The organism is Paramagnetospirillum magnetotacticum MS-1, assembly GCF_000829825.1.
GTDB classification, from domain to species: Bacteria; Pseudomonadota; Alphaproteobacteria; order Rhodospirillales; family Magnetospirillaceae; genus Phaeospirillum; species Phaeospirillum magnetotacticum.
In genome coordinates this window covers 101,506-127,857 of record NZ_JXSL01000030.1, presented here as the reverse complement: position 1 = coordinate 127,857, position 26,352 = coordinate 101,506, and the positions used below count along the sequence as shown (strand labels likewise).

Sequence of the window (26,352 nt, the reverse complement as noted above, 5' to 3'; positions counted from 1 at the left end):
TCGGCTCTCCCTCATGTTACGGGCTTATAGCCGGCCAGCGCGGCGGATGCGCACGGGATCGCGGAATTTGTACATCTTGTGCAGGTTCTGCAGGCGGACGAACAGGGCATCCGTGATGGTCTGTCCCGCGGCCAGCACCAGTTTGCCGTTGTCCAGTTCCAGGCTGGTCTCGAGATGGTCGCCGGGGCGCAGCGCCGAACCGGGCACGTCCAGCCGGGTAAAGGCGGCTTCGTCCACCGTCATGGCGCTCAGGCTGCGGGCGGCGGCGGTCAGCACCGCCGGGTCGAAGCGCCCCTGCATTTTCTCCAGGGCAGCGAAGGCATTGCGGCTCAGTTCGCCCGAACCGGCTTCATCCAGGGCCAGCAGGACATGCAAGACACGGGCGTTGAGGGGAATGTCCTGGCCCGCCTTGCCGTCATGGGGCAGGCCCTGCCCATTGAACCACTTGTCCTGATGAAGGATGGCGTCGGCCACGGGTGCCATGCGGGGGATCTTGCGCACGAGATTGGCCCCGGCCTCGGGCACCCGCGACAGCATCTCCTCCTCCACCGGGGTGAGGCGCTGTCCTGACCGGCTGCGGGCCAGAACCTCCAAGGGAACGGAGATCTCGCCGATACGGGCCAGTGAGGCCGCCAGTTCCAGTTCCCAGGCGGAGTCCAGCCCCATGCCCGCCGCCACTTGCAACGACCAGCCACGCAGGCGCAAGGAACGTTGAAAACTCTCCGGCGCCACCATGGACAGCACGTCGCCCATCAGGGCGATGCTGCCCGACAGGGTTCCTTCCAGCAGGACTCTTTCGCCGTTGATCAGGCGGTATTGCCGGATGCCCGCCATGATCCCTTCCGACAGGGTCGCCATGGAACAGGGCTTGTTGAAGAAGCGGAAGATCTGTCCGGTATTGATGGCCTCGACCGCCGTCTTCTGATCGGCATTGCCGGTCAGCATGATGCGGGTGGTGTCGGGCGAGGCTTCCTGAAACCTCCGCATCAGTTCGATGCCGTCCATGCCGGGCATGCGCATATCGCTGACCACCACGGCGAAGGGGCCTTCGTTCTGGGCCAGTCCCAGGGCCTCTATCCCGCCCTCTGCGGTGGTGATGTTGAAGCTTTGCCCGAGAAGCCGCCGCATGCCCGCCAGCAGATTGGCTTCGTCGTCGACCAGCAGGATCTTTTCCGGAAATCCGGGCATCATGTGTCCTCCTCGCGGCTAGCTTCGGCGATCCCTGCCCACTCCTTGATGCGAGACGCACAGCCGATCCGTTCGAGAAAGGCCATGTCCAGACCTTCGGCCCAGGCGGACATGGGATTCTTGCCGGGGGGGATGGGCTTGATCAGGTGCTGGGCGGCATGAACCGCCACCAGGGGTGATTTCTCCGCCGAGGAATGGTACTCGCAGCGGCTGGGTTCATGGTGGTACAGCACGGCCTCGACCACCGGATCGGTGAAGCCCCACAACCCCAGCAGAACACCGCCCAATTCGGCGTGGGACGCCCCGAGAGCGGCCCGTTCCGCGGCGATGATGCCGCCTCCCGACCGGTCCAGGCCCCGGCGCAATTCCTCCATGACGCCGGGCCAATTGGAAAACAGCAGCAGCGAGCCCACATGGGCCAGCATTCCCGCGCATTGGGTCTGGTCCAGGGCCGCCTGTCCGAGGCCGTTGCTTTGGGCGATCTTGCGCGCCACCGCGCCGATTTGCAGGCTGCGCCGCTCCAATTGCCGCAGCAGGTCGCAGTCGACGCCGCCACAGCGGAAGGCCTCGAAGATCCCGGCCATCACCGCCAGGGCGCGGACCATCTCGAAGCCCAGCATCTTCACCGCCTGCAGCACGTCGGTGATGGCGGAGGGGATGTAGAAGAATCCGGAATTGGTCAATTTGAGAAGACTGACCGTCAGTCCCACATCGGTGGCGATGATCCGCGCCGCCTCGGACGCCGACCCGTTGGGCGACTGCAACTCGCTAAAAAGCGCGGACATGGCGCTGGGCATGGCCGGGATGGAGGTGGCGCCCGAGACCAGGGCCAGCAAGGCGGGGCTGCGCAGAGTACGGCGGACGGAGAGCGCGCGGCGGATGGCCTCAACCAGGATTTGGGGCTGGCAGGGCTTGACATAGTACTGGTGGGCCGGGCCCACGGTGCGGAAAATGGCCTCGCGTTCGGAAAATCCCGACAGCACGATGCGGGCCGCTTCGGGCTGAAGAATCCTCACCCGGTCAAGCAGGGCCGCCCCATCCATGCCGGGCATGCGCATGTCGGTGACCACCACGTCGATCGTCTGGGCTTCGAGAATGGTCAGAGCGTCCCCGGCTCCAACCGCGAACAGCATGGTCCACTCGTTGCGCAGGCCGTAACGCTCCGATCTGCTGATGGGAGCCGCACGACGATTTACAGACAGCCGGTGCAGCCCGGCCAAGTGCTGCTGTGGGAGTTAAAGCTATGAGTGAGAGCGACGCTAAAAATGCAGCCCGAAAGCAGCGTGGGAAGCCCTTCCTGCCGGGGCAATCGGGCAACCCTTCGGGCAAGTCCCCTGGAACGCGGAACCGCGCCACAAGGGCCGTTCTGGAACTGCTAGACGGCGAAGCCGATGCCCTGACCCGAAAGGCCGTTGATCTGGCGTTAGGGGGCGACACGACCGCCTTGCGGCTTTGCCTGGAACGGCTGGCACCACCGGCCAAAGACAAACCCGTCTCGGTTCAATTGCCGTCGCTGGCGGGTGCCGAGGATGCCTCCAAAGCAATGGCGGTTGTGGTCGATGCAATGGCGTCTGGTGAAATCACCCCCAGCGAGGCGGCGGCGGTTGCCGGGGTGATTGAGACATACCGCCGCACCATTGAGACGAACGAAATTGAACGCCGCTTGGTGGCTCTGGAAGAAAGGGAATCCTAATCATGACCGCACGTAGCATTGACCGCCGCCTGAGCAAATTGGAGGCTACCATTCAGGGCGATGAAGTTGGTTTTATTGTCTACCGCCAACCAGGGGAAACACGCGAGCAAGCCGCGCGTCGTGGGGCGGCCAGAGACAAATCATTCATGCTCGTTGACGATCCGCTCGCGCTGAATGGGGCGCGAGAACTGACCGTCGTAGAGTGGTTAGCCTTGGTTGCTATTGGAAGGGAGGTTTTCGACGACGACAAGCCGCTACCTGACCTTCGCCATTTGGCGGGGCAGTGGCATAATGCGACGCAGTGAGCCAATCGAATTGGAGCACATTCATGTTGTCGTCCAGCCCAGATGCGCTGGCGGCTTAACTCCGGACCTCGCTCTGTGTTATGCTCGGCGGATGCCCGATAAAATAGACGCAGCACAAACCATCATCGTCAGTGCAGTTGGAATTTTCGCCCAGCTAATAGTTCTGCTGTCTCGCTTCTCTCTTATCGTGGCAGTCATCGCCATATTAGCGGCTATAGTTTAACAGTGCGCGGGCGATCTGGTCGTTGTCGCCAAAAACCCCGGTCCACGGACCTATGCCATGCGTGCCGTCCCCTCCCCTCGGGGGGCAGTCAATCAGGCCGAACTCGCCACACCATGTTCATGGCGTCTCTCTCGGGGATATCGGGGCGCACATTCCTGAGAGCTTCTACCGCTCGCTGTTCTTGGCCGTGCCGATCTAGGCCAGCCTCGCGGGCGGTGCGGATGGTCGTGAAGATGACCCGTACCAGGGCTGGCGGATTGTGCTGAAGCGGTTGCATGGTGGGACCATAACACGGGGTAGCTGATAGCCCCATCGCGCATCGGTATGTCTGCCCATTCGGCATTCATTGTCCGGGCAAATCCACCTCATTCCGCCGTCTTCCAGGGGGGCATATTGGACCCGCATTGGACACTGAAGGGCTATTTGACCCTGTTGCTCTTGCTAAGTGCTTGAAATCGCTGGCGTCCCCTACGGGATTCGAACCCGTGTCGCCGCCGTGAAAGGGCGGTGTCCTAGGCCTCTAGACGAAGGGGACATCGAGGCGCGAGGGCGATTTGATAACCGCCCTTGGGGGGGAAATCAAGGCATAAAGCGACGAAATCGCATCATCGGGCAAAAGCGGCGTCGTCGATGATCAACTGGACGCTGGAATTACCCTGCCAGGTGTCGACCCGCAATGTCCCCGCCAGATGGAACGAGGCGCCAGCCGAGGACAGAAGGGCGTGGCCCATTTCCGAATCCGCGGCGCGGAAGGCGATGGCCTTGAGGCGCTTGCCGCCCGCGCCGGTCAGCATCAGGCGGACATGGCCCGAGCCAACCACATCGGCCTTGGCGATGCGGGCGCCCGAGATGGCGAAGCGGGGTTCCGGGTTGCCCGAACCGAAGGGGCCTACCTGCGCCAGCGTCTCCACCAGCTCGATTCCGGCCGCTCCCGCATCGAGGGCGCCGTCCAACTCGAGGAGTGGCACCAGATCGCCCTCCAACTGGGCCTGGAGGCGTTCGGCGAGGAAATCGGAGAGGTCATTCAGCTTGTCGCGGGCCACGGTGAAGCCTGCGGCCATGGCGTGGCCACCACCGGCCAGCAGCAAGCCCGCCTGACGCGCCGCGATGATGGCCGAGCCCAGATCCAGGCCGGGCACCGAGCGGCCCGAGCCCTTGCCCTGGCCGCCTTCCAGGGCCACCACGCAGGCCACGCGGCCATAGCGTTCCTTGAGGCGTCCGGCGACGATGCCGATGACGCCGGGATGCCAGTTCTCGCCCGCCGCCATCAGCAGGGGGCGACCGTCATCGGGGCGGGTTTCCACCTGTTCGATGGCGTCGAGCAGGACGACGGCCTCGATCTCCTGGCGGTCCTTGTTATAGCCGTCCAGCTGCCGGGCGATTTCGGCGGCCTCGGCCGCGTCCTCGGTGGACATCAATCGGGTGCCCAGTTCGGCTTCGCCGACGCGCCCACCGGCATTGACGCGTGGCCCCAGCACATAGCCGAGCGTATAGGAATCCGGGCGCTCCTTGACGCCCGCCACATCGGCCAGGGCGGCCAGACCCACATTGCCTCGCTTGGCCATCACTTTCAGTCCCTGGACCACCAGGGCGCGGTTGACGCCCACCAGGGGCACCACGTCGCAGACGGTGCCCAATGCCACCAGATCCAGCCAGCGCATGAGATCGGGGGCGGGGCGCGATTGGTACCAGCCCGCCGCCTTCAGTCCGCGGTTCAGGCCCACGGCCAGCAGGAAGGCCACGCCCACGGCGGCCAGATGGCCGTGGGGGCTGGTCTCGTCCAGGCGGTTGGGATTGATCACCGCCAGGGCGGCGGGCAGCGCCGCCTCGCCCACATGGTGGTCGACGACGATCATGTCGAGGCCAGCCTGGGTAGCGGTTTGAAGGGCCTCGAAGGCGGTTGTGCCGCAATCGACGGTGATCACCACGCCGACGCCTTCCGCCTTGAGCCGCAGCAGGGCGGGGGCGTTGGGGCCATAGCCTTCCTTTATGCGGTCGGGGATATAGACGCGGGCCTTTGCGCCCATATCGGCCAGGGCGTTCTTCAGCAGCGCCGAGGAGGTGGCGCCGTCCACGTCGTAATCGCCGAAGATGCCGATGGTTTCGGCCCCGGTCACCGCCTTGACCAGCCTTTCCACCGCCTTATCCATGCCCTTGAGGTGACCGGGATCGGGCAGAAGGTCGCGTAGCGTCGGATTGAGAAAGCTTTCCGCCTCGTCGAGACCGATTCCGCGAGAGGCCAGGACGCGGCCCACCAATTCGGGAAGTCCCAGGCGCTGGGCCAGGGTGACGGCCAGGCGCTCGTCGCCGGGCCGCGCCAGCCAGCGCCGCCCGGAGAGCGAGCGCTCTACCCCCAGGAAGGCGGCCCCCTGCGCGCCTGGTGGTCTGTGGCTCATGCGGGCAGGTGGCTCCGGCTGAGATCGTGCTGGACGCTTAAGTAGCGGATGGTGCCGGTAACCGAGCGCATGACCAGGGAATGGCTTTCCGCCCGGTTGTTGGGAGCCAAGCGGGCGCCTTTCAGCACATGGCCGTCGGTGATGCCCGTGGCGGCGAACATGACCTCGCCGCGCACCATGTCCTCGATATTCCACTTGCGCCTTGTATCGGCAATGCCGACCCGGCGCGCCGCCGCATGATCCTGGTCGGACCGGCACAGCAGGCGGCATTGCATCTGGGCCCCCAGGCATTTCAGCCCGGCGGCGGCCAGCACGCCCTGGGCGGCGCCGCCCGAGCCCATATAGACGTCCACGCCGGAATCGGGCAGGCCAGCGGCCAGGGCGCCCGACACGTCGCCGTCGTCGAACAGCATGACCCGCACACCGGCGGCATAGAGGCGCTCGATCAGCTCGCCATGGCGGGGGCGGTCCAGCACGCTGACGGTCAGTTCCGACAGGGTGACGCCCTTGGCCTTGGCGATGCGCGACAGATTTTCCTCTGGGGTGGAGTCGAGATCGATGATGCTCGAAGGCATGCCCGCGCCCACCACGATCTTTTCCATATAGGAATGCTGCGGCACTTTGAGGAAGCTGCCTTCCTCGGTCATGGCCACCACCGACAGCGCGTTGTGGGCGCCGCGCGCGCAGATGGAGCGGCCCTCCAGCGCGGTCAGCACGATATCGACCTTGGGCCCTTTGCCGTTGCCCACCTTCTCGCCGGTGTGCAGCGGCTGGGTGGAATCGTCGCCCTCGCCATTGACGATGACGCCGTCCATGGACAGGCCGTTCAGCGCGTGGCGCATGGCCGAGCAGGCGGCCTCATCGGCGGCGCGTTCGTCGCCGCGTCCGGTCTGGCGGGCGGCTGCCAATGCGCTGGCTTCGGTGACGCGCACCACTTCCAGGGCGAGGTTGCGGTCGAGGACGGGCAGGGTGGCGGTGTGGATGGACATGATCCGTGTCCTAGAGCGACTCGATGCGGATGAGCTGAAGATCGGTGACCGAAGCCAGCGCCCGGATGCTTTTCACGGCGCCCAGCATGGAGGCCTCGTCGGTCTCGTGCACGGTCATCACCACCGGCACCACCTCCGACGGCGAGCGGCCGCGCTGGATGATCTGCTCCATGGAGACTTTGTGCGCCTTCAAGACGCCCGCCACGTCGGCGAAGACGCCGGGCTCGTCCCTGACCATCAGGCGGATGTAATAGGCGCTGCGGTGGGCGCCAGCGGGCGCGGCGGGCAAAGCCTTGAGGACGCCGACCGGCAGGCCGAATGTGGGGCCCACGCGGCCGGTGGCCAGATCCATCAGATCGGCGACCACGGCGGACGCGGTGGGGCGCGCCCCCGCGCCCCGTCCTTCCAGGACGGTGCGGCCGACGAAATCGCCCTCGGTGACGATGGCGTTGAAGGGGCCGCTCACATGGGCCAGCGGGAAGGCCAGCGGTACCATGGCGGGATAGACGCGGGTCTCGACGCCCTGATCGGAAACCGAGGCCACGCCCAGCAGCTTGATGCGGTAGCCCAGTTCGTCGGCGTAGCGGATGTCCAGCGCGCTGATATTGCGGATGCCCTCGCACGCCACGGAATCGATGTCCAGGGGCATGGCGAAAGCCAGGGAGGCCAGGATGGCCAGCTTGTGAGCGGTGTCGGTGCCGTCGATGTCGAAGCTGGGGTCAGCCTCGGCATAGCCCAGGGCCTGGGCCTCGGCCAGCACGTCGGCGAAGTCGCGCCCCGAATCGCGCATGGTGGTGAGGATATAGTTACAGGTGCCGTTGAGGATGCCCATCACCTTGCTGACGCGGTTGCCAGCCAGGCCTTCGCGCAAGGACTTGATGATGGGAATGCCGCCGCCGACACTGGCTTCGAAGCCGATATTGCCGCCCTTGGCCTCGGCCAGACGGGCCAGTTCGATGCCGTTATGGGCGATCATGGCCTTGTTGGCGGTGACCACCGACTTGCCGCGCTCCAGCGCCGTCCTGACCACGTCGAGAGCGATGCCCTTGGCGCCGCCGATCAGTTCCACCAGCACGTCGTAATCGCAGGTCTTGGCCATGTCGCGGGCGTCGGCGAAGAACGTCACCCCGTCCAGCGGCAGATCGGCGGGCTTGACCAGGGCGGCGGCGGCGACCAGGGCCAGGGGGCGCCCGGCGCGGGCGGCCAGCAACTCGGCCTGATCATGCAGCAGATGAACGGTGCCGCCGCCGACGGTGCCCAGTCCGGCGATGGCGATTTTAAGAGGGGAGGCCTTGGTCATGGTTCCGTTCCTGCTGCGCGCTGTTTTTCCGAAGCCTCGAGCACCTGCCCGGTGCTGCCGAGGAAAGTCTTGATGTTACGCACCGCCTGACGGGTGCGCTGGACGTTTTCCACCAATCCGATGCGGACATGGGAATCGCCATATTCGCCAAAGCCGATGCCGGGCGCCACAGCCACCTGGGCTTCGCGCATCAGCAGCTTGGAAAATTCCAGCGAGCCGAGATGGGCGAAAGGCTTGGGGATGGGGGCCCAGGCGAACATGGTGGCGGGCGGGCTGGGGATGTCCCAGCCTGCGGCGGCAAGGCCCTCGATCAGGGCGTCGCGGCGGCTCTTGTAGAGCGCGCGGATCTCGTCGACGCAATCCTGGGGGCCGTTGAGCGCGGCGGTGGCCGCCACCTGGATGGGGGTGAAGGCACCGTAATCGAGATAGCTCTTGATGCGTGCCAGAGCATTGATCAGCGTTTTGTTGCCAGCGGCAAAGCCGATGCGCCAGCCCGGCATGTTGTAGGTCTTGCTCATGGAGGTGAACTCGACCGCGATATCCTTGGCGCCGGGAATCTGCAGGATGGACGGCGGCGGCGCCACATCGAAATAGATTTCCGAATAGGCCAGGTCGGACAGAATCCAGATGCCGTGATGGCGGCAGAACTCCACGACCTGGCCGTAGAAATCAAGATCGGCCAGCAGGGCGGTGGGATTGCTGGGATAGTTCAGCACCAGGGCGATGGGCTTTGGCACCGAATGGCGCACGGCGCGGTCGAGCGCTTTCAGGAACTCGGCATCGGGGGTCACGGGCACGAAGCGGCACGACCCGCCCGCGATGATGAAGCCGTAAGGATGGATGGGATAGCTGGGATTGGGCACCAGCACGATGTCGCCGGGGCTGGTGATGGCATTGGCCAGATTGGCCAGCCCCTCCTTGGAGCCCAGCGTCACGATGCACTCGGCCTCCGGGTCGATATCGACGGCGAAGCGGCGCTGGTAATAGGCCGACAGGGCCTTTCTGAGGCCCGGAATACCCCGGCTCATGGAATAACGGTGGGCGCGCGGATTGCGCGCCGCCTCCACCAGCTTGTCGACGATATGGGTGGGGGTCGGCTGATCCGGATTGCCCATGCCGAAATCGATGATGTCTTCCCCGGCGGCCCGCGCGCGGGCCTTCATGGCGTTCACCTCGGCGAACACATAGGGCGGAAGGCGCTTGATGCGGTGAAAGTCGTGCTGGCTGTTCATAAGCGGAATTCCGATCGCGTGACGAGAGACCGTAGCGCGGTGTCGGTTAAGAATCGATGGCAATCCGGACGGAATCACACTGATTCCGTCCGTATCTCAGTCCTGCGATCAATACTCGATGGAGACCTTGGCGCCGCTGTCGTCGAAAGAGGACGGCCCGGCGGCATCGGCGGCGACCATGATCTTGCGGGCGGGCACGCCCAGCGCGGTCAGCGACTTGGCCACCGCCTTGGCACGGGTCAGGGCGACGGAGGCGTCATCCTGTCCGGCGAAGGAAACGGCGCCCGGCGCGGGATAGCCCACGATGCGGACCACGCCGCCAGTCTGCTTCTGCAACGAGGCCACTTCGCGCAGCTGGGCGCCGTCGGCGGCGGTCAGGCCGCCACTGGGGCCGAATTGCAGCGAGGCCACGTCGAACTGGGCGGCAGGGGCCTTGGGCGCCGCGATCATGCCCTTGGCGCCGCGCATGCCCTTGGGCGGAATCAGCTGGGGGGCGCGTTCGCCGGTATCGGCGGCGAAAGCGGGCGAGCGGCTCATGCCCACCGGCGGCTGGGCGGGAACGGCATAGGTGTTGACCGGCTGGTTGTAGGAGGCCTGGGTACGGGCGGCGGGGATGCCGGTGAAGGGATCGCCCTTGTTGGTGGCCACGGCGGATTCGGCCAGACGCTTCTGGAAATGTTCGGCCAGCAGACCGCGGCGGGTCGGAATGCTGTCGGGAATTTCTGCCCGCGCCGGCGGGCCGCCGGGAGCGGTCCTGGGCGGCGCATTGGGGCCTTCGTCGCGGGCGGCCTGCATGCGGCGGTCCAGGGACGGCTGGTAGGATCCCCTGCCGGAAGCGTCCTGGGTCGGAGCCGGAGCGGAAGACGGGGCCTCGGCCACCTGGGTCTGGGTCTGGGGCGTCTTTTTGGCGAGCTGCTTGGTGGGGGCGGGTTCACGCTTCACCGACTGGGCGTAATTGGCATTGCCCTTGTCGCCAGCCAGGCCTTTTCCCGGGGAAGACGACGTCTTGGCGCCAGCCTCGTTCACATTGGGGAAAGAGCCGTCGGGACGGCGGGGCGCGGCCACCACGGGCGCGTCGTCACCGTCGAACATTCCCGTGACGCCCTTGTACCATTCCACCGGATTGACGGCGTCTGGAACATAGGAGCAGCCAGCGATCAGAGCGGCGATGGCGACGCTCCGGCTGACGGCCAGCGTGCGGCGCTCGTAACGACGGCGCCAAGCCTCGATGCAATCGAACATGGACGAACTGCTGCCCCCGGTATCGAGAAACTATTTTGTTTAGACCGAATTTTACGGCAAGTTCACGTTTATCAGGCCATGGTTCGAAAGTATATAGGTCTATGGAGCGAGCGGAAAGGATGGGCGGTGCACCCACCGGAACGCTGGACGACGCGACAAAGGGGCAATCGCCGTGTATGGTTGCACTCTGGATGCACCGTAAAATTAAGGGGTAGCTGATGGCCGAGCAGACGGGCGCTGAGTCCAAAATGATCGATGCGACGGAACTTTCCAAGGCGATGACCAGCATCGCCGAACGGTCCCAGCGTCTTGTGGCCGACTTTCTGACGCGTCAGGCGGCGGATCCTTCCGCGGCGACGGCCGATCCCTTGAACATCGGCAATGCCTTCATGGAGATGACGGCCAAGCTGATGAGCGACCCCGGCAAGCTGGTCGAGGCCAATCTCAATCTGTGGCAGGACTACATGTCGCTGTGGCAGAACACGGCGCGCCGCATGATGGGCGAGGAAACTCAGCCCGTGGTCGCCCCCGATTCGGGCGATCGCCGCTTCAAGGACGAGATGTGGCAGGAAAACGAGATCTTCGACTTCATCAAGCAGTCCTACCTGCTGTCGGCCCGCTGGATGCAGGGCGTGGTGAAGAATGTGGAAGGGTTGGATGACCACACCGCCAAGAAGGTCGACTTCTATACCCGCCAGTTCGTGGACGCCATGGCGCCCAGCAATTTCGTCCTGACCAATCCGGAGGTGCTGCGCGCCACCGTGGAAAGCCGGGGCGAGAACCTGCTGAAGGGCCTCAACAACCTGCTGGACGATCTTGAGCGGGGCAAGGGCAACCTGGCCATCAAGATGACCGATTACGACGCCTTCAAGGTGGGCGACAACATCGCCGTCACGCCGGGCAAGGTGGTCTTCCAGACCGATCTGATGCAGCTGATCCAGTACGATCCGACCACGCCCCAGGTGTTCGAGAAGCCGCTGCTGATCCTGCCGCCGTGGATCAACAAGTTTTACATCCTGGATCTGCGCCCCAAGAATTCCCTGATCAAATGGGCGGTCGACCAGGGCCATACCGTGTTCGTGATCTCCTGGGTCAATCCGGACGAGAAGCTGGCCCATAAGGGCTTTGGCGACTACATGCTGGAAGGCCCCCTGGCCGCCATCGACGCCATCGAGAAGGCCACCGGCTCCCGCCAAGTCAACGCAGCCGGCTACTGCCTGGGCGGCACGCTGCTGGCCTGCACCCTGGCCTATCTGGCCGCCAAGGGTGAAGACCGCATCGCCTCGGCCACTTTCTTCACCACCATGACCGATTTCAAGGACCCCGGCGAACTGGGCGTGTTCATTGACGAGGAACAGCTCTCCGCCCTGGAAACCCGCATGAATCAGGTGGGCTTCCTGGACGGCCGCGACATGGCGACCACCTTCAACATGATGCGCGCCAACGACCTGATCTGGTCCTTCGTGGTCAACAACTACCTGCTGGGCAAGGATCCCTTCCCGTTCGATCTCCTGTACTGGAACTCGGATTCGACCCGCATGCCCGCGGCCATGCACAGCTTCTATCTGCGCAAGATGTACCAGGAGAACCGGCTGATCGAAGCGGGCGCCATCGAACTCAATGGCGTCAAGATCGACCTGGGCAACATCAAGACGCCCATCTACATGCTGTCGACCCGCGAGGATCACATCGCACCCTGGCAGAGCACCTATGCCCTGACCCAGAACGTGTCGGGTCCCATCAAGTTCGTGCTGTCGGCCTCGGGCCATATTGCCGGTGTGGTCAATCCTCCGGCCGCCAACAAATACTGCTACTGGACCAATGCCAAGAAGCCCAAGAACCCGGAAGTCTGGCTGGCGGGCGCCACCCAGGTGGAGGGCTCCTGGTGGACCGATTGGCAAAAGTGGGTCGAGAAGGTCGCGGGCAAGCAGGTTCCCGCCCGCCAGCCCGGCGACGGCAAGCTGAAGACCATCGAGGCGGCGCCCGGCTCCTATGTCAAGGTCAGGGCGGTCTAGAGCGGTGAGCGTCGTATCTGGCGCACACCGCGATTAGCCGCCATTGAGGCCGCGCCCGGCGAGGGACAAACATCAAACAGACCATCGTGCGCCATATTTACGCTCGATGGTCTAGACGGTCGTATCTGACCGGTCGGTCGAATAAGGCGGCACCTGCGGGCGCCGCCTTTTTTCGTGGGCTGCGCTTGGTCTTTGTAGGATTGAAGGACGGCCGAGGCGGTTATTCCCCGCTGACCGCAGGCAGCGTGACGGTGAAGGTGCTGCCCAGGTCCGGTTCGGACTCCACGCGGATAGCGCCGCCGTGGCGATCGACGATCTTGCGGCAGACGGCCAGCCCGATGCCGGTGCCTTCATACTTTTCCCGCCCATGCAGGCGCTGAAAGATCATGAATATGCGTTCGAAGTTCTCGGGCGCGATACCGATTCCGTTGTCGTGGATGGAAATATCCCAGGCATTTTCCCGGGCGGAGGCGCTCACCTCGACCACGGGCGGCCGGTTGGAGGCGCTGTATTTCAGGGCGTTGCCGATCAGATTCTGGAACAACCGAATCAGTTCCATGCGGTTGCCATGGGCATGGGGCATGGGGGTCAGCGTGGTCACCGTGGCGCCGCTATCGGCGATGGTGGCGGACAGATTGGCCAGGGCATCGGCGATGACCGCGCCCAGTTCCAGAGTCTCCATCTCGCGGTCGGCATGGCCGATGCGTGAATAGTCCAGCAGGTCGCGGATCAGGGCGTCCATGCGCCGGGCGCCATCGACGGCGAAAATCAGGGATTCCAGGGCGTAATCGTCCAGCTTGTCCTTGGCCAGACGCTGGAGCAGCTGCAGATGGCCGGTGATGGCTCTGAGCGGCTCGCGCAGATCATGGGAGGCCACATAGGCGAACTGCTCCAACTCGGCATTGGAACGGGCCAGATCGGCCAGCGCCTTTTCAATGGCCTGCTGGGCGGCGCGTTGCTGCGTGATGTCGCGGGAAAACACGGCCACCCGCCGGATTCCGCCGTCGCCGTCCTGGACCGGATAGATACGGTTGTCGAAGACGGCGCCGTCCCGCTCGTCCTGGCTGTGGAACGGTGTCTTGTCGGCCAGGACCCGGTCGAATTGAACCCGGCGGCTAGCGCCCAGATGGGGCGGCAGAAAGTCGAAAAGAACGTTGCCAGCCATGAGTTCGGGTGTTTTGGCGAAGCGGGCCGCCATGGCTTCGTTGGCGGCCAGGACCCGTCCATCGGGATCGAGCAGCAGAGCGCCGTCGATGGTGGCGTTCAGCAAGGTCTTGGACAGTTCCTCGCTGTCCTTCAGGGTCTGTTCGATCTGCTTCCTGCGGATGACGCCCGCCAAGGTGTCGGCAACCATCGCAAGGAAGCGTTCCTCTTCCTTTTGCCATTGATGCCCATGGCCCACATAGGCATTGAGGACGCCCAGGACATCGGCGCCATTCATGATGGGAATGCAATAATGCCCGTGCTCGTGCATGCCGGGCACCCGCGTCTGATGCCGTTCATCCATATGGGAGGCGAAGACCGGCGCACGCCGTTCGGCCGCGATCCCGCACAGGCAGTGGCCCATATCGATCGTCGAACAGGCCCGGACGACGGACGGCATCATGTTGTGTTCGGCCACCATGCGCAGGGACTTCGTCTCCGGATCGGCCAGGAAGATGGCGCCGCGTTCTTCCACATTGAGCCAGGGAAGGCACAGAATCTCCACCAGGGCATCGCGAAGGATTTCCTCCAGGCGCCGGTCTTCCAGCGAATGGCGCAAGATATTGCTCATGGCCGAGGTCACGGCCAGATTGCGGGCGGCCTCGGTTTCGGCCCGGATCCTTCGGGCGATGTCGCGGAACAAGGTGACGGCGCCGACCACCTGGCCGTTCTGGATGATGGGGGCGGTGGTGAATTCCACCGGAATGGGCGTGCCGTCACGCCGCCAATGCACGTCACGGGGCACATGGCGGACATTGCCGTCGTGCAGCGTCTGCCAGACTGGGCAGGCCACGGCCGGGAAGTCACTGCCGTCGGCGCGATGGTGGTGGACCTCGTCGTGAAGATTGAGGCCGATTCCCTCGTTATCACCCCAGCCCAGCATGCGGCGCGCCGCCGGATTCATGAAGGTGATCCGTCCCTGGGGGTCGACGCCGCAGATTCCTTCGCCAGCCGAGCCCAAAATGAGTTCAAGACGGCGCCGCGCCTCCTCGGTCTGAATATGCGCCTCTTCGATGGCGGAGGCGGAGCGGTGGCGGGTGCGCCAGTTGCGCCGGATCATGAATGCGGCCGCGACGCTGCCCAGGGCGAACAGGATCGCCGCGCCCGCCAGAATACGGGCCTGCAACCGCCAGTCGGCCATGGTGTCGTCATCGGCCAGGCCGACGGCGATCCAAAGCGGCAAGGTCCCGATGCGGTGGGCGCTGTGGGTGCGCCAGATATTGTCGCTGCCCGATTGGCCGATATAGGTGCCACTTTCCAGATTGCCGTTGATGATCTCCCTCAAGGGGGGCGAGGGCAGGGGGGGCGACAGGAAAATGCCCTCCGGCTCACCCAGATCGGGAACGCGGGCGATCATGGCGGGGGCGTCGTTCCACAGGCTGATGGCCCCCTTGCTGCCGGTGGAGATGGCGGCGAAGGCTTCGACCAGCCGGTTGATGGGCAAGGCGACGTGGACAACCCCAGCGAAGCTGCCGTCCTGATGGGTGAGACGCCGCGCCAGGGTGATCATCCAGACCTTGGCGGCCCGCCCCAAAATGGGAGGCGAAATGATCAGACCCGATTCGTCGTTGCCGCGCAGCCGGGCGAAATGCGGATGGTCGGCGACGCTGGTCAGCGGCGCCTTGATGCCGGTAACCCCGAAGCGGATGATGCCTTTGGCATCCACCACCCGCAGGCCCAAGGTTTCGGGCAGGCGGGAATCATGGCGGCGCAAAAGCTCTTCCATTTGCGCGGCATCGATGCCGCCGGTCCGTTCCTGGCGGGCGATCTCGTCGGCCACGGTCAGCAAGGTGAGGTCGATCTTGGCGATGATGCCGCCCATATGGGAGCGCAGAACCGAGGACAGGTTCTGGGCCTCGGAGATGGCCTGCTGCCGTTGCTGGTCGTATCCCATCTTGATCACGACGCCGACCAGCGCGCCGATGAACAGGTTGAGCGCAAGAACGGCCAGAGAAAGACGAATGGTGAATCTCCGCTCGCCCGAATCGGCGGCGTCTTGCGCCTTGGGCGCAAGCTCGATGGGGAGAGGAGGGAGGGTCCCGGATGAAGGCATTAGGCCGAACGCCATAGGGAGAGCGGAAAAAGAATAGACTGGGCCCGATTGTGCTGCAAAGGCTTTCCGTGCCCCACGGCCATAATCCTGAGCGTTTCGCTAGAAATTGGTGATGGCGCAGGATTGTCCTTTGCCGCGAAGGGCGCGGCAAAGGGCTTCGGCGTCGGTTCCCGACAACGGCCCGGCCATCAGTCGGTAGGTGGTGCCCAGGTCTGGAATGTCGGTTTTGACCGCCTTGAATTCCATCGCCGCCAATTCCGGGAACTCCTTTTTCAGGGCTTCCACCGCCTTGTCGGTGGTGGTGGGCGACGCCATGGACAGCAAGTGAAGTCCCAAAGTCCCCTTGGGATTGAACGGCACGGTGCCACCGGGAATGTCGCCATCGCGGGTGGCGCCGGGGACTCCGCCATCGGGAACGGGTTTCTTGGCCGGGGCCTTCTTCTTCTTGGGCGGCGGCGGTGGCGGAGGAGGCGGAGCATTGGCCAATTCACGCTCGGCGGCGATGATGGTGGCCATTTCCCGTTGGTACTCCTCATGGTCCAACAGACCAAGGCGGGCCAGATCCTCGGCGCGACGCCGTCCAACGGACAGGGCGGCGCTGTCCTTGCGGGCGGGCGGGGTCCGGGTGACGGGCTCGGCCGGCAGCAGGCTGTCCATCAGGAAGTCGCGCTCGGCCTGGCGCACCGAGGGGGGCATGCCGGGGGCGGGGACGGACAGCCGGGCCAATCGGTCGGCGATGTCGCGCAGCGCCACAGGCCTTCCCAGGCCAGCGGCCGGAGGCGGTGCGGAATAGGGAGCCAAGGCGCCGATATTGGCGTTGCGCCGCGTAGCCGCTTCGTCGGGGCCGACCAGCCCGGCTTCGGCCAATTGACGCAGAAGCAGGAACCGTTGGGCCTCGGGATCGGCGGCGATGGCCGTGGGGACGGAAAGGCGGACCTCAGGGTAGCGCACCGCTTCGGGCGCCACCTCTTGCTGTGGTGATGGCCAGGACTCGGCCGCGGGCGGGATGCCGACGATGCCGCCGCAACCGGTCAAACCCATGGATATCGCGAGACATGCCGCGACCGAAGCAAGATGCGATGCGCAACGCGCCATTGAAGGCAACCCCACAATCCGTTCAGGGAAGGGTATGCGCTCGGTGGGTAATGTCAACATCCCGTGCGTCGTGCTAAGCTCCGCGCTTCGTTCGAAGGAAGTTGGGGAACTGCCATGAATGTTACTGCTCCTGCGCGCTACGACGCGGTGGCGAAGTCGCTGCACTGGGTGATGGCCGCGGGCATTCTTGCCCTGTGGGTGGTCGGGCATATGATCGACGTCATCCCCAAGGGACCGCAACGCTCCGAGGTGATCGGGCTGCACAAGGCCATCGGCTGCATCATGCTGGTCCTGGCCGTGGCCCGCCTGGCCTGGCGGCTGGCAAAGCCGCAGCCGGCGCTACCCCCATCCATGAGCCCGGCTGAGCGGATGCTGGCCTGGGCCGGTCATGTCGCCCTTTATCTGATGATGGTGCTGATCCCGGTGGACGGCATCCTGATGAGCCAGACGGCCGGGCGCGACGTCTCGGTATTCGGGCTGGTGCTGCCCAAGCTGCTTGCCAAGAACGAAGCGCTTAACGGCGTTTTCAAGGAGGGCCACGAGGTCCTGGGTTGGGTCCTGGCCGTCATTCTGATCGGCCATATCGCGGCGGCGCTGCGCCATCGCTTCATCCTCAAGGACGATATCATGGCCCGCATGCTGCCGGGGCGCACGCCGCTTTAACAGCCCGCAGCCGGGAGAGGGGGGGAACCTCTCTCCCGGAGCGGACCCACGCCGCCCCCATTGGGGGAATGGGGTCAGACGTGGGCGCGGATCAGGTCGCCGCGCAGGACGCGGCCGGAATGAACGGCCTCGGCCATGACCACGATGGTCTCGACCACATCTTCGAAGTCTTCCATGCGGTCGGTGTTGATGGTCAGGTCGAACTGGCTGGCATCGGACAGGCGCGAGTGGAAGGCCTCCCACACGAACTTGCCGCGCCGGTGGTTGATCTCCTGGGCCTTGGCCAGGAGGTCGGCCTCGTTGCCATGGCCCTGTTCGGCCATGCGCTTGGCGCAGACTTCGGGGCTGCCTGCGACGCGAACGCGCAATGCGCACTCACCCGCTAAGATGATATGGGCGCCACGGCCCACGATGATGCCGCCCAGGCGGCCCAGGCTCATCACCACCTTGACCAGCGTATCGCGGTAGGCGTCGGGGCTGATGTCCTTGCCCGAGAACAGGCGGTAGAGCCACATGTCCTTGGCGCGGCCGAAGCCTTCGTCCATCAACCGGACGATGGCGGGGTCGTCATTGAGGCGCGCGGCCACTTCGCGCAGCAATTCCTCGTCATAAAGGGGGAGTTTCAGGCGCTGGCAGACGCGGGTGGCGATGACGTCGCCGCCCGAGCCGAAGTCGCGCGAAAGCGTGATCACCGGTTGCCGGGGGCGCAGTTGATCGCCTTGACGGGGGACCGTCGCCACTTCGGCCATTGCGGAGATGACGGAAAGGATATTGGTCGTCATGGCAGCCTCCCTACGGAAAACCTACCCATCCGAAATGATACGCCCATGACGAAGGGGCCGCCATCCCCTGCTTGGGAAAGGCGGCCCCCGCAAAAACGCCGTTGTGCTAAAGCGTGATGCCTTAAATATGCATCACGCTTTAGTTTTATTTGTTTTGCCCTCTACCTTAGCGGGCGCCTCCGCGCCCTTGGTCGCTCGCTCAATGCTCGCATCAGCACCGCGCCTCATATTTGAGGCTCGGTGCTCTAGATCCGGTAGCCCAGGCGGATGCCGCCCCAGTGGCGCCCTTGCACCGTGATGGGGGCGGACACGTCCTTCATCATGATGAACTGGCCGCCACCCATGTCGCGGCGATAGGTCTGCAACAGGAAGGGCTTGGTATTGCGGCCCGCCGACAGGCCGGTGCGGTCGTTGAAGATGCGCCGGTTACGGCAATTGGCGTTGTTCCACACCGGGTCGGAGCCCTGGGGGTTCGACACCTTCTTGTTGTGGGTGGCGATATAGCCGTTGCGGTCGATGGTGACGCAGAAGGCGACGCGGCTGTCCAAGGCCAGCAACGGCTCCTGGATATCGGGCAGGACCGAATCCGTGAAACTGGCATAGCGCGTATTGTGCTGCTGCGGATTGGTGCCTGCGATGGGCTGGTAGTTCTCGTCGAACAGGTCTGAGAGGGAGATTCGGCTCGAGGTTACGCCCTGTTCGAAGGCTGCCGATACCTGGCGGGCCGCCTCCTGAATGGCTTCGATGAACTGGGTGTCGGCGGTGCGGAATCCCGAGGCGGCGATATAGCCCATCAGTTCCTCGGAATTGCCCAGCAGCGAGGCGATGCGCTCGTCGGCCTTGCGCAGGCTTGCGCTGGTCATGGCGATGCCTTCGAAGAATTTGTCGATCTCGCCGATCACGTCGCCGCACTGGGTCAGGGAGGCGGACGCGGCCTCCGAGATATCGCCGACCTTGCCTTCGACCGATCCGATGACATTGCCGAAGACCGAGACGGCCTCATTGATGACGCCCACGCCCGAACCGACCGAATCGGCCATCTTCAGCGTGTCGGTGGAGGTCTCGATCAGATCGGTGACCGAGCCCGAGAGCTTCTGGACGGTATCATCGATGCCGGTGGTGACGTCGGCGGTCTGGCGGGCCAGGGTCTTGACCTCGGTCGCCACCACGGCGAAGCCTTTTCCGGCCTCTCCGGCGCGGGCGGCCTCGATGGTGGCGTTGAGCGCCAGCAGATTGGTCTGGCGGGCGATCTTCTGGATGCTGCGGGACATGCCGCTGACTTCGCCCAGCGCCCCGTCCAGGCCCTCCAGGCGCTCCTCGATGCCCTGGACGGCGCTGACCAATTGGTTGACCCCGGACAGAGCCTCTTCCACGGTGCGCAGGGATTGCGAGGATTGATGCCCGGCCTGGACCGTCATGTCGCGGGTTTCGCGGCCAGCGGCGTCGATCCGTCCGATGGTTTCAGCCATGGCATGGGCGATCATTTTGAGATGCCCGAACAGCTCTTCCTGATGCTTCACAAAGCGGGTCAGGCCATCCATGGTGCCAGCGATATCGGCGACCTCCAGGCTGAGACTGTCGATCTGCTTCAATACCTCGGTGGCGAAGGAGTCAACACTCTCCGCCGTTGGGGAGGCCCCAACGCGCTCAGCCGTCATTCCGCTTTCTCCCAACGAGTAATTCACCTAATTAACGGCGCCTCTATCGGGCACCTTTGATATAGGGGTTCAATAAAACCTATTGCCTGGGGACGCGTCAACGCTTGCCTTCAGGCGGTGCCGTGGCATTTGGTATGAGGGGTTATGTCCGGATGGGCGGCTCGTCATCCCCATCGGGTGCATTCGGGGTGGCGCGCTCTTGCGGCGCTTTTACCTGTCTATTTTTTACCGGATTGGAAAACCGGAAGCGCCCCGCCAGGACGCAGCCCTTCATGCCCGGATCGCAAGCCCGTCCGGCCACCTTGGTGCAAGAACCATGATCCTCGTGGACGCAGCCCCATCCGCTCATATGAACTCCTGTTGGCTGGAGGGCATCATAGCATAACGGCCGTCAGGGTTGTTGGCGTTCGTCCAGGGCGCGGGCCAGGGCGCAAAACCCCTCCACCGGAATTTCCTCGGCCCGCGCGGTGGGAAGAATGCCCGTACGCTCCAGCAACTCCTCTGCGCCCCCTAAGGGCTTGAGGCTGGAGCGCAGCATCTTGCGCCGCTGGCCGAAGGCGGCGGCGGTGACCCGCTCCAGGGTTTCGAAACGGGCGGGCGCCAGGGGCTGGGAGCGCGGAATCAGGTCGACCACGGTGGAGGTCACGGCGGGAGGCGGCGTGAAGGCGCGGCGATCCACATTAAAAAGAGGACGGACCTCGCACAGCCACTGGGTGATCACCGACAGGCGGCCGTAATGGTCCGAGCGCGGCGCCGCCGCCAGCCGGTCCACCACCTCTTTCTGGAACATCAGGATCAGGCGTTCGAAGGCCTGGGCGCGGCGCAGCCAGCCCAGCAACAGGGCGGTGGAGATGTTGTAGGGCAGGTTGGCGACAATGCGTCTTGGCATTTCGCCCAGACCGGCGGCATCGATGGTCATGGCATCGGCGGCAATGATCTCCAGGCGGCCGGGATAGGCCTCGGCGATCTCGTTCTGGATGGCGATGGCGCGGTCGTCGCGCTCGATGGCAATGACGTGCCGCGCCCCGGCATCCAGGAGGGCGCGGGTCAGGCCGCCTGGTCCGGGGCCGATCTCGATCACGGTGCCCACGGACAGGTCGCCCGCCGCGCGGGCGATGCGGCCCGTGAGGTTGAGGTCGAACAGGAAGTGCTGGCCCAAGGACTTGCGCGCATCCAGACCGTGGCGGGCGATGACGTCGCGTAGCGGCGGCAGTTCAGCCATGCTGCCTCTCCCGGTTGGCGGCGATGGTGGCGGCCATATGCAGCGCGGCCACCAGGCTGTCGGGCTTGGCCTGGCCCGTTCCCGCCAGATCGAAGGCGGTGCCGTGATCGGGCGAGGTGCGAACGATGGGAAGACCCAAGGTGACGTTGACGCCGCCGTCGAAATCGATGGTCTTGATGGGGATCAGGGCCTGATCGTGATACATGCACAGCGCGGCGTCGTAGCTCTGGCGCGCCCTGGCGTGGAACAAGGTATCGGAGGGCAAGGGGCCTAAGGCGTCGATGTTTAAGGCGCGCAACCGGGCGATGGCGGGTGCCACCACCTCCTCATCCTCGCGGCCCATGGCGCCGCCCTCTCCCGCATGGGGATTGAGCCCGGCGACGGCCAGACGGGGCCGCGCGATGGCGAAGTCTTCTTTCAGGGCCTTGGCGGTGACCCGGCCGATCTCGACGATAAGTTCGGTGCTCAGGCTGCGGATGGCTTCGGCCAGCCCCAGATGGATGGTCACCGGCACGACCCGCAACTGAGGGCAGGCCAGCATCATCACCTCGCGCAGGCCAGGACGGTCCAAAAGCGCGGCCAGGAACTCGGTATGTCCGGGGTAGGGAAAACCACCCTGGTACATCACATGTTTGTGGATGGGATTGGTGACCAACCCCGCCACTTCGCCCGCCAGGGCCAAGGCGACGGCGCGCTCGATGGCGGCCTTGACCATGGGGACATTGGCAGGATCGGGCTTTCCCGGCTCGACCATGACGGCCAAGGGCTGATGCAAGACGGGAAGGGCCGTGGCGAAGGCCGCTTCGGCCTCGGCGGGAGTGGCCACGTCGCGGATGGGGATGTCGAGCCCCAGGCGCCGGGCCACATTGCGCAGGCGCCCGGAATCGTCGATCATCACGAAGGGCGGCATGGCATTGGCCTTGCGCCTGGTCCAGGCGCAAAGGGCGATGTCGCCCCCGATACCCGCCGGCTCGCCCATGGTCAGGGCGAGGATGGTCATGCCCGTCTGCTCTTCATCGGGTCAAACGCGGTCAAAGCCGGAAGTCGATGAAGGCGGCGCGGCGCAGATCGCGCAGATAGCGCTTGGACAACAGTTCCAGCCGTTCATCCTCGATCATGCGGCGCATGGCGTCGCGGGATGGCAGGCCGCCCTTGGTGGCGTTCTCGTCGCGCGAACAAACCATAACCACCATCAGGGCGTTGCCTGTGCTGACGGGAGGGCTGGCCTTGTTGATCGGCAAATTGGTCACCAGGGACCGCAGGTTCTGCGGCATGACGGAAAGGGTGACCCCGTCGCGGCGTCCCGATTGTTCCGAATTGAGCTTGCGGCCCATATCTTCCAACTCGGGGCAGGACTTGAGCGGAGCTGTCAATTCGGCGGCCTTCTCAATCAGCTGACTGATGGGAGGGGCGCCGGGCGGAATCGGGAAAAAGACCTGGACGATGCTGAGCAAAGGATCGCCGACGAAGGTCTCGCCTGCGACACGCTTATCGATGAGAGCCAGGATGGCGTAGCCGGAACCGGTGCGGATCAGGGAACTGACCTGCCCCTTGTTCATGGACATGACGGTATCGCGCACTTCGTCCTCCAGCGTGGAGGGCGACAGCCAGCCCAGGACGCCGCCATTGCTGGCGGATCCGCTTTGGGAAAACTGACGGGCCAGCGCCTGGAACGGAGCGCCAGCGCGCAATTGTTCGATCAGGCGTTCGCCCAGGCGCTTGGATTCCTCTTCCTGACGAGGGCTGTCCACCGGCAGGAAGATTTCGGCCAGCATGAATTCCGGCTGCCCGAATTGCTGACGAATGGTTTCCAGGCGTTCGGTGATCTCGTCCTCACCCACTTTGATGGTCGGCTGGAGGGAGCGCATGATCAGCTTGACCCAGATGATGTCCGCCCTGATCTGATCCTTGACGGCGTCCGGATCGACGCCAGCCTTGGCTAGTGACGTCAGCAGAGAGCCGGGCGGCATCCGGTTCTGGTTTTCCACATTGGCCAGGCCGCGGGCCACGTCCTCGGTGCCAGCAGAAACCTTGAGGCGGGCCGCTTCCTGGGCCTGGATGCGCTCATCGACCATCTTGCGCAGAACCTGGGGAACCGCCCTGCGACGGCTCTCGATATTGTCTGGCAGGCCCGACACGGTGATGGCCAGTTTCAGGCGCGCATCCAGGTCGCGGATCGAGATGATCTCGTCATTGACCACGGCGGCGATTCTGTCCACATCCTGGGCCGATGCCCAGGAAAGCGGGACGCACGCGAACAGGAGTGCGTTCAGGACGATTGCGGCGCGGGCCAGCATTCTTGGGTTCCTCCCTCTAGAAGACGCTGAAGGGCGCTTCGCCCAGCGACTTCAAGACCACGGTCAGGCTCAAATGATATCCGGACAGCAGACCGGCGACGTCCGAGTGATAACGGTTGAATGCGCCCACGATGGCAAAGCATTCGTCACTGTACATGGTATTGGCCGTCCAGCCGACGGTGCCGCCGTTGCTGGCCAGATCCTGATTGAGCGAAAGGGAACTCCGCCAATTGCGCGAGATGGACGAGTTCAGGCCGTAATTAATATATTGCCGCTTGGCGTAGATGGTATTGGACGTATTACTGCTGGTCGTGCTGGGCGACATCAAACCGTAATCGGCTGAAAAGCTCAGGAGCGGAGGCCCGATGGAAAAGCCCGCTTCATTGCGCCGCATCACCAGCGAATCCTTGTCCAGGCGGACCCGGTCCCGCAGCGTCAGATTGCCGATGGGCGTGACGTCGATGCGCGCGACATAATCGGAACGCGTGCTGGAGAAGCCGCTGCCAGCTGCGAATGTGGAGGCCTTGTGCTGGCGCCAGCCTTGCGCCGCCTGGGCGATGATGGAGCCGCCCCGCGACGGGTAGGCCGCCCAACGCATGCCATAGGCGCCACGTGCGCCGCCTTCCGTCTGATCCAGGCCGGGCAGGCGGTTCGGCCGCATCACATTGGTCTCGTCCAGTTCGAAAGCCACGGAATCCTCGTTGGGAATTCGCGAATCGATGCCGGAATTGGGGCTGAGGGCCACCATGGCCACCGGTTCGATCACCTGGGTGAGGCTTTGTCCTAGGCGGGTGAAGGGGTATCGCCATTTGACGGCAATCTCGGGAATGGCCCGTCCAGAACTTCCCGACGTCTTGGATGTACCGGTCAGATGATCGGCATGATAGCCATCGCCGCGCACGGAGGTGGAAATGGCGTAGACCTGCCCATCAGGCGAGATGATGGGCAGGTTCCAGGCGACCTTGGACGATAGGCGCTGGGCCTGGGTCCCCACCTCGCGGGTATAGGCCAGGGCATCGGAATCCGTCGACCAATAACTTCCTGCCCAGCCCGGCGCACTGACGGTGCTGTAGACCATATGCGGCAGGACGACCGGCGACTTGCTGGAATCCTCGATGACCCGCCGTCCCTGGAACGACATGGCTTCCACCATGGCGTAACCGCGCCGGCTGAAGCCTTCCACATAGGGGCGGTTCATCAGCCATGGCCGGTCCTCTTCGGTCCGGATGCGGTAAAGCGAGCGGTACGCCAGATCCGACTGATGCTGGACCTGCCACCCGGCCCGCCATGTGCGGTCCAGTTCCAGAAGGCCCTTGGACTCGATATGGCCTCTGATTCCAGGCGTCAATTTATCCGCGGCGATGCTGGCCGTGGTTATCGCTTCGCCATGAATGCCGCGCCAGCGATGTTGCCCCGCCAATTGCATCCGCTTGAAGACCGAGGTGGGAACGTCCTTGTCCGGCTTGTCGAAGGTGGCCAGCCGATCCAGCATGAAGCGCGGCGTCAGGGTGAAGTCCTCGTTCTCCGAAACCACCTGGAAATAAGGCGTGCTGATGGATGGGCCGAGGGAACTGTTCATGCCGAAAATCGGGGCCAGCAGGCCGCTCTGGCGCTTGATGGTCGGGTCGGGATGGGACAAGTAGGGCGTATAGGCGACGGGGATGCCCTTCAATTCCAGCCAGGCATCCCGGTATTCCACCTGGGCCTCGGCCTGATTGTGGGTGGCGCGTACCGCCTTGACCTGCCACAGGGGCGTGCGGTCGGGATCGTCACGGCAAGGCTCACAGGCGGTGTAGACCGCACGGTCGAAATCCGTGCGGTCGCCACCGACACGCTGGGCACTTTGCGCCGCAAGGCGGGAGTTATCGGCCATTATGCTTCGGATGTCGCGGGCGACGCCGTTCTTGAAGTCGCCGGTCAGTTCGAAATATTCGGCATGGGTGACCTCGCCCGAAGGCTCGGTCAGCACCACATTGCCGGACGCCCCCATGACGTCCTGCTTCATGTTGTAGCTGACCGTATCGGCGGAGATGGTGCGGCCTTCATGCATCATCTCGACGCGGCCCTTGGCGGTGACCACGTTGAATTCGCGGTCGTAGATCACCTGATCGGCCACCATATGGACCGGCTCATTCCCATCTTCGGTGGTTTTGACGCTGCGCATGGCGCGGGGGATGATTCTGGGCGGGCGCTTCAGTCCGACCGCGTCGCCACTTTCGTCCTCGCCGCGCATGATCACCGAGGCGCGTTCCATGGCCCGCGAGGCCGAGCGCTGAGCCTGGGCCGTGGGAGAGGCTTCCGCCCGGATGGAGGGTTGCGCCTGCGCGGGGCGGGCCGCCTGTGTCTGCCGCGGCGCCGGTTCTGAGTTGACGATGGTCGAGGGGATGGCGCGGCTGCGCGGCGGCGGAGCGGCGGCGGGCTCGTCCTCGCCCCAGGCCTGACCCCAGCCTCCCGTCTCGGGATAGGCGGCGCCCATCTCGGTGACCGGAAGGGGCGGGGCGCCACGGACAGGTGCCTGGGCGGCGGGGGCTGTCGGGCGGCCGGGAAGGGCGGCGGCGGCGGGTGGGGGCACGTAGCCCGGAGCGGACTGAGGAGGGGCCGCGCGGGGTGTCCTGGGCGCAGGGGCGCGTTGGGCGGCGGGGTCATCGTCGCCCCAGGCCTGTCCCCAGCTTCCGGCTTCCGGCCAGGCTTTCTGCTCGGTGACCACGTCGGCCCAAGCCGGTGCGGTCAGCGCCGAGGAGGCCGACAACAAGGAGACGAGGAGAAGATGGCGGGAGCTTGGCACGGTGGTCACCC

General features: G+C 64.7%; 19 protein-coding genes and 1 tRNA gene. 4 read left to right on the top strand and 16 right to left on the bottom strand.

Annotated elements, in window-relative coordinates; translation table 11 throughout:
- Positions 1-24: 24 nt before the first annotated feature.
- Positions 25-1,191, bottom strand: a complete 1,167-nt coding sequence (locus CCC_RS13215) for an HD domain-containing phosphohydrolase (protein ID WP_009870012.1) — start codon at positions 1,189-1,191, stop codon at positions 25-27.
- Positions 1,188-2,321 carry an HDOD domain-containing protein gene (locus tag CCC_RS13210; RefSeq protein ID WP_009870013.1) on the bottom strand — a complete coding sequence of 378 codons (1,134 nt, stop codon included), beginning with the start codon at positions 2,319-2,321 and terminating at the stop codon, positions 1,188-1,190. The genes CCC_RS13215 and CCC_RS13210 overlap by 4 nt, the downstream gene beginning before the upstream one ends.
- 110 nt (positions 2,322-2,431) lie before the next feature.
- On the opposite strand from CCC_RS13210, the gene CCC_RS13205 reads away from it, so the two are divergent.
- Complete coding sequence (locus CCC_RS13205; protein WP_041041812.1) at positions 2,432-2,881, top strand: DUF5681 domain-containing protein; 450 nt, start codon at positions 2,432-2,434, stop codon at positions 2,879-2,881.
- 2 nt (positions 2,882-2,883) lie between these two features.
- Positions 2,884-3,186: a hypothetical protein gene (locus tag CCC_RS13200; protein WP_041041810.1), complete on the top strand. Its 303-nt coding sequence runs from the start codon at positions 2,884-2,886 to the stop codon at positions 3,184-3,186.
- Positions 3,187-3,868: 682 nt separating this feature from the next.
- Here CCC_RS13200 and CCC_RS13195 read toward each other — a convergent pair.
- The 6 genes from CCC_RS13195 to CCC_RS13170 form a co-directional block, all read right to left on the bottom strand.
- Positions 3,869-3,944, bottom strand: a tRNA-Glu gene (locus tag CCC_RS13195).
- 70 nt (positions 3,945-4,014) lie between these two features.
- Positions 4,015-5,805 (bottom strand): single-stranded-DNA-specific exonuclease RecJ, encoded by a 1,791-nt coding sequence (gene recJ, locus CCC_RS13190; protein WP_009870014.1) that lies wholly within the window; start codon positions 5,803-5,805, stop codon positions 4,015-4,017.
- Positions 5,802-6,794: a class II fructose-bisphosphatase gene (gene glpX, locus CCC_RS13185; RefSeq protein WP_009870015.1), complete on the bottom strand. Its 993-nt coding sequence runs from the start codon at positions 6,792-6,794 to the stop codon at positions 5,802-5,804. Before glpX ends, recJ begins: the two co-directional genes overlap by 4 nt.
- Positions 6,795-6,804: 10 nt before the next feature.
- Positions 6,805-8,094 (bottom strand): homoserine dehydrogenase, encoded by a 1,290-nt coding sequence (locus CCC_RS13180; protein WP_009870016.1) that lies wholly within the window; start codon positions 8,092-8,094, stop codon positions 6,805-6,807.
- Positions 8,091-9,326: an LL-diaminopimelate aminotransferase gene (locus CCC_RS13175; protein ID WP_009870017.1), complete on the bottom strand. Its 1,236-nt coding sequence runs from the start codon at positions 9,324-9,326 to the stop codon at positions 8,091-8,093. Before CCC_RS13175 ends, CCC_RS13180 begins: the two co-directional genes overlap by 4 nt.
- Positions 9,327-9,434: 108 nt before the next feature.
- Positions 9,435-10,568 (bottom strand): OmpA family protein, encoded by a 1,134-nt coding sequence (locus CCC_RS13170; protein ID WP_009870018.1) that lies wholly within the window; start codon positions 10,566-10,568, stop codon positions 9,435-9,437.
- Between the two features lie 218 nt (positions 10,569-10,786).
- On the opposite strand from CCC_RS13170, the gene CCC_RS13165 reads away from it, so the two are divergent.
- The gene (locus tag CCC_RS13165; RefSeq protein WP_041041808.1) at positions 10,787-12,583 is read left to right on the top strand and encodes a PHA/PHB synthase family protein; all 1,797 of its coding nucleotides are present in this window, start codon (positions 10,787-10,789) and stop codon (positions 12,581-12,583) included.
- 220 nt (positions 12,584-12,803) lie between these two features.
- Here CCC_RS13165 and CCC_RS13160 read toward each other — a convergent pair whose 3' ends face one another.
- Together CCC_RS13160 and CCC_RS13155 are read right to left on the bottom strand one after the other, a co-directional pair.
- Positions 12,804-15,839 (bottom strand): PAS domain-containing protein, encoded by a 3,036-nt coding sequence (locus tag CCC_RS13160; protein WP_052473215.1) that lies wholly within the window; start codon positions 15,837-15,839, stop codon positions 12,804-12,806.
- A 99-nt stretch (positions 15,840-15,938) separates the two neighbouring features.
- Complete coding sequence (locus tag CCC_RS13155) at positions 15,939-16,880, bottom strand: SPOR domain-containing protein (RefSeq protein WP_009870023.1); 942 nt, start codon at positions 16,878-16,880, stop codon at positions 15,939-15,941.
- 168 nt (positions 16,881-17,048) lie between these two features.
- Here CCC_RS13155 and CCC_RS13150 point away from each other — a divergent pair, with 168 nt between their 5' ends.
- Positions 17,049-17,597 carry a cytochrome b gene (locus CCC_RS13150; RefSeq protein ID WP_009870024.1) on the top strand — a complete coding sequence of 183 codons (549 nt, stop codon included), beginning with the start codon at positions 17,049-17,051 and terminating at the stop codon, positions 17,595-17,597.
- A 74-nt stretch (positions 17,598-17,671) separates the two neighbouring features.
- Here CCC_RS13150 and CCC_RS13145 read toward each other — a convergent pair whose 3' ends face one another.
- The 6 genes from CCC_RS13145 to lptD form a co-directional block, all read right to left on the bottom strand.
- A complete protein-coding gene (locus CCC_RS13145; protein ID WP_009870025.1) occupies positions 17,672-18,379 on the bottom strand; it encodes a cytidylate kinase-like family protein in 708 nt (235 codons plus the stop codon).
- Positions 18,380-18,624: 245 nt separating this feature from the next.
- On the bottom strand, positions 18,625-20,037 hold the full coding sequence (locus CCC_RS13140) for a methyl-accepting chemotaxis protein (protein WP_041041806.1): 1,413 nt from the start codon (positions 20,035-20,037) through the stop codon (positions 18,625-18,627).
- 391 nt (positions 20,038-20,428) lie between these two features.
- Entirely contained in the window at positions 20,429-21,259 is an 831-nt protein-coding gene (gene rsmA / locus CCC_RS13135; RefSeq protein ID WP_009870027.1) for a 16S rRNA (adenine(1518)-N(6)/adenine(1519)-N(6))-dimethyltransferase RsmA, read from the bottom strand.
- On the bottom strand, positions 21,252-22,259 hold the full coding sequence (gene pdxA, locus CCC_RS13130) for a 4-hydroxythreonine-4-phosphate dehydrogenase PdxA (protein WP_009870028.1): 1,008 nt from the start codon (positions 22,257-22,259) through the stop codon (positions 21,252-21,254). Before pdxA ends, rsmA begins: the two co-directional genes overlap by 8 nt.
- Positions 22,260-22,290: 31 nt before the next feature.
- Complete coding sequence (locus CCC_RS13125; protein WP_009870029.1) at positions 22,291-23,556, bottom strand: peptidylprolyl isomerase; 1,266 nt, start codon at positions 23,554-23,556, stop codon at positions 22,291-22,293.
- A gap of 16 nt (positions 23,557-23,572) precedes the next feature.
- Positions 23,573-26,341 carry an LPS-assembly protein LptD gene (lptD, locus tag CCC_RS13120; RefSeq protein ID WP_236686382.1) on the bottom strand — a complete coding sequence of 923 codons (2,769 nt, stop codon included), beginning with the start codon at positions 26,339-26,341 and terminating at the stop codon, positions 23,573-23,575.
- Positions 26,342-26,352 lie beyond the last annotated feature (11 nt).

What these genes read in the sequence shown, in the direction of transcription:
- CCC_RS13215 (WP_009870012.1), bottom strand. Translation starts at nt 1,191, where the DNA reads ATGATGCCCGGATTTCCGGAAAAGATCCTGCTGGTCGACGACGAAGCC.
- CCC_RS13210 (WP_009870013.1), bottom strand. Translation starts at nt 2,321, where the DNA reads ATGCTGTTCGCGGTTGGAGCCGGGGACGCTCTGACCATTCTCGAAGCC.
- CCC_RS13205 (WP_041041812.1), top strand. Translation starts at nt 2,432, where the DNA reads ATGAGTGAGAGCGACGCTAAAAATGCAGCCCGAAAGCAGCGTGGGAAG.
- CCC_RS13200 (WP_041041810.1), top strand. Translation starts at nt 2,884, where the DNA reads ATGACCGCACGTAGCATTGACCGCCGCCTGAGCAAATTGGAGGCTACC.
- recJ (WP_009870014.1), bottom strand. Translation starts at nt 5,805, where the DNA reads ATGAGCCACAGACCACCAGGCGCGCAGGGGGCCGCCTTCCTGGGGGTA.
- glpX (WP_009870015.1), bottom strand. Translation starts at nt 6,794, where the DNA reads ATGTCCATCCACACCGCCACCCTGCCCGTCCTCGACCGCAACCTCGCC.
- CCC_RS13180 (WP_009870016.1), bottom strand. Translation starts at nt 8,094, where the DNA reads ATGACCAAGGCCTCCCCTCTTAAAATCGCCATCGCCGGACTGGGCACC.
- CCC_RS13175 (WP_009870017.1), bottom strand. Translation starts at nt 9,326, where the DNA reads ATGAACAGCCAGCACGACTTTCACCGCATCAAGCGCCTTCCGCCCTAT.
- CCC_RS13170 (WP_009870018.1), bottom strand. Translation starts at nt 10,568, where the DNA reads ATGTTCGATTGCATCGAGGCTTGGCGCCGTCGTTACGAGCGCCGCACG.
- CCC_RS13165 (WP_041041808.1), top strand. Translation starts at nt 10,787, where the DNA reads ATGGCCGAGCAGACGGGCGCTGAGTCCAAAATGATCGATGCGACGGAA.
- CCC_RS13160 (WP_052473215.1), bottom strand. Translation starts at nt 15,839, where the DNA reads ATGCCTTCATCCGGGACCCTCCCTCCTCTCCCCATCGAGCTTGCGCCC.
- CCC_RS13155 (WP_009870023.1), bottom strand. Translation starts at nt 16,880, where the DNA reads ATGGGTTTGACCGGTTGCGGCGGCATCGTCGGCATCCCGCCCGCGGCC.
- CCC_RS13150 (WP_009870024.1), top strand. Translation starts at nt 17,049, where the DNA reads ATGAATGTTACTGCTCCTGCGCGCTACGACGCGGTGGCGAAGTCGCTG.
- CCC_RS13145 (WP_009870025.1), bottom strand. Translation starts at nt 18,379, where the DNA reads ATGACGACCAATATCCTTTCCGTCATCTCCGCAATGGCCGAAGTGGCG.
- CCC_RS13140 (WP_041041806.1), bottom strand. Translation starts at nt 20,037, where the DNA reads ATGACGGCTGAGCGCGTTGGGGCCTCCCCAACGGCGGAGAGTGTTGAC.
- rsmA (WP_009870027.1), bottom strand. Translation starts at nt 21,259, where the DNA reads ATGGCTGAACTGCCGCCGCTACGCGACGTCATCGCCCGCCACGGTCTG.
- pdxA (WP_009870028.1), bottom strand. Translation starts at nt 22,259, where the DNA reads ATGACCATCCTCGCCCTGACCATGGGCGAGCCGGCGGGTATCGGGGGC.
- CCC_RS13125 (WP_009870029.1), bottom strand. Translation starts at nt 23,556, where the DNA reads ATGCTGGCCCGCGCCGCAATCGTCCTGAACGCACTCCTGTTCGCGTGC.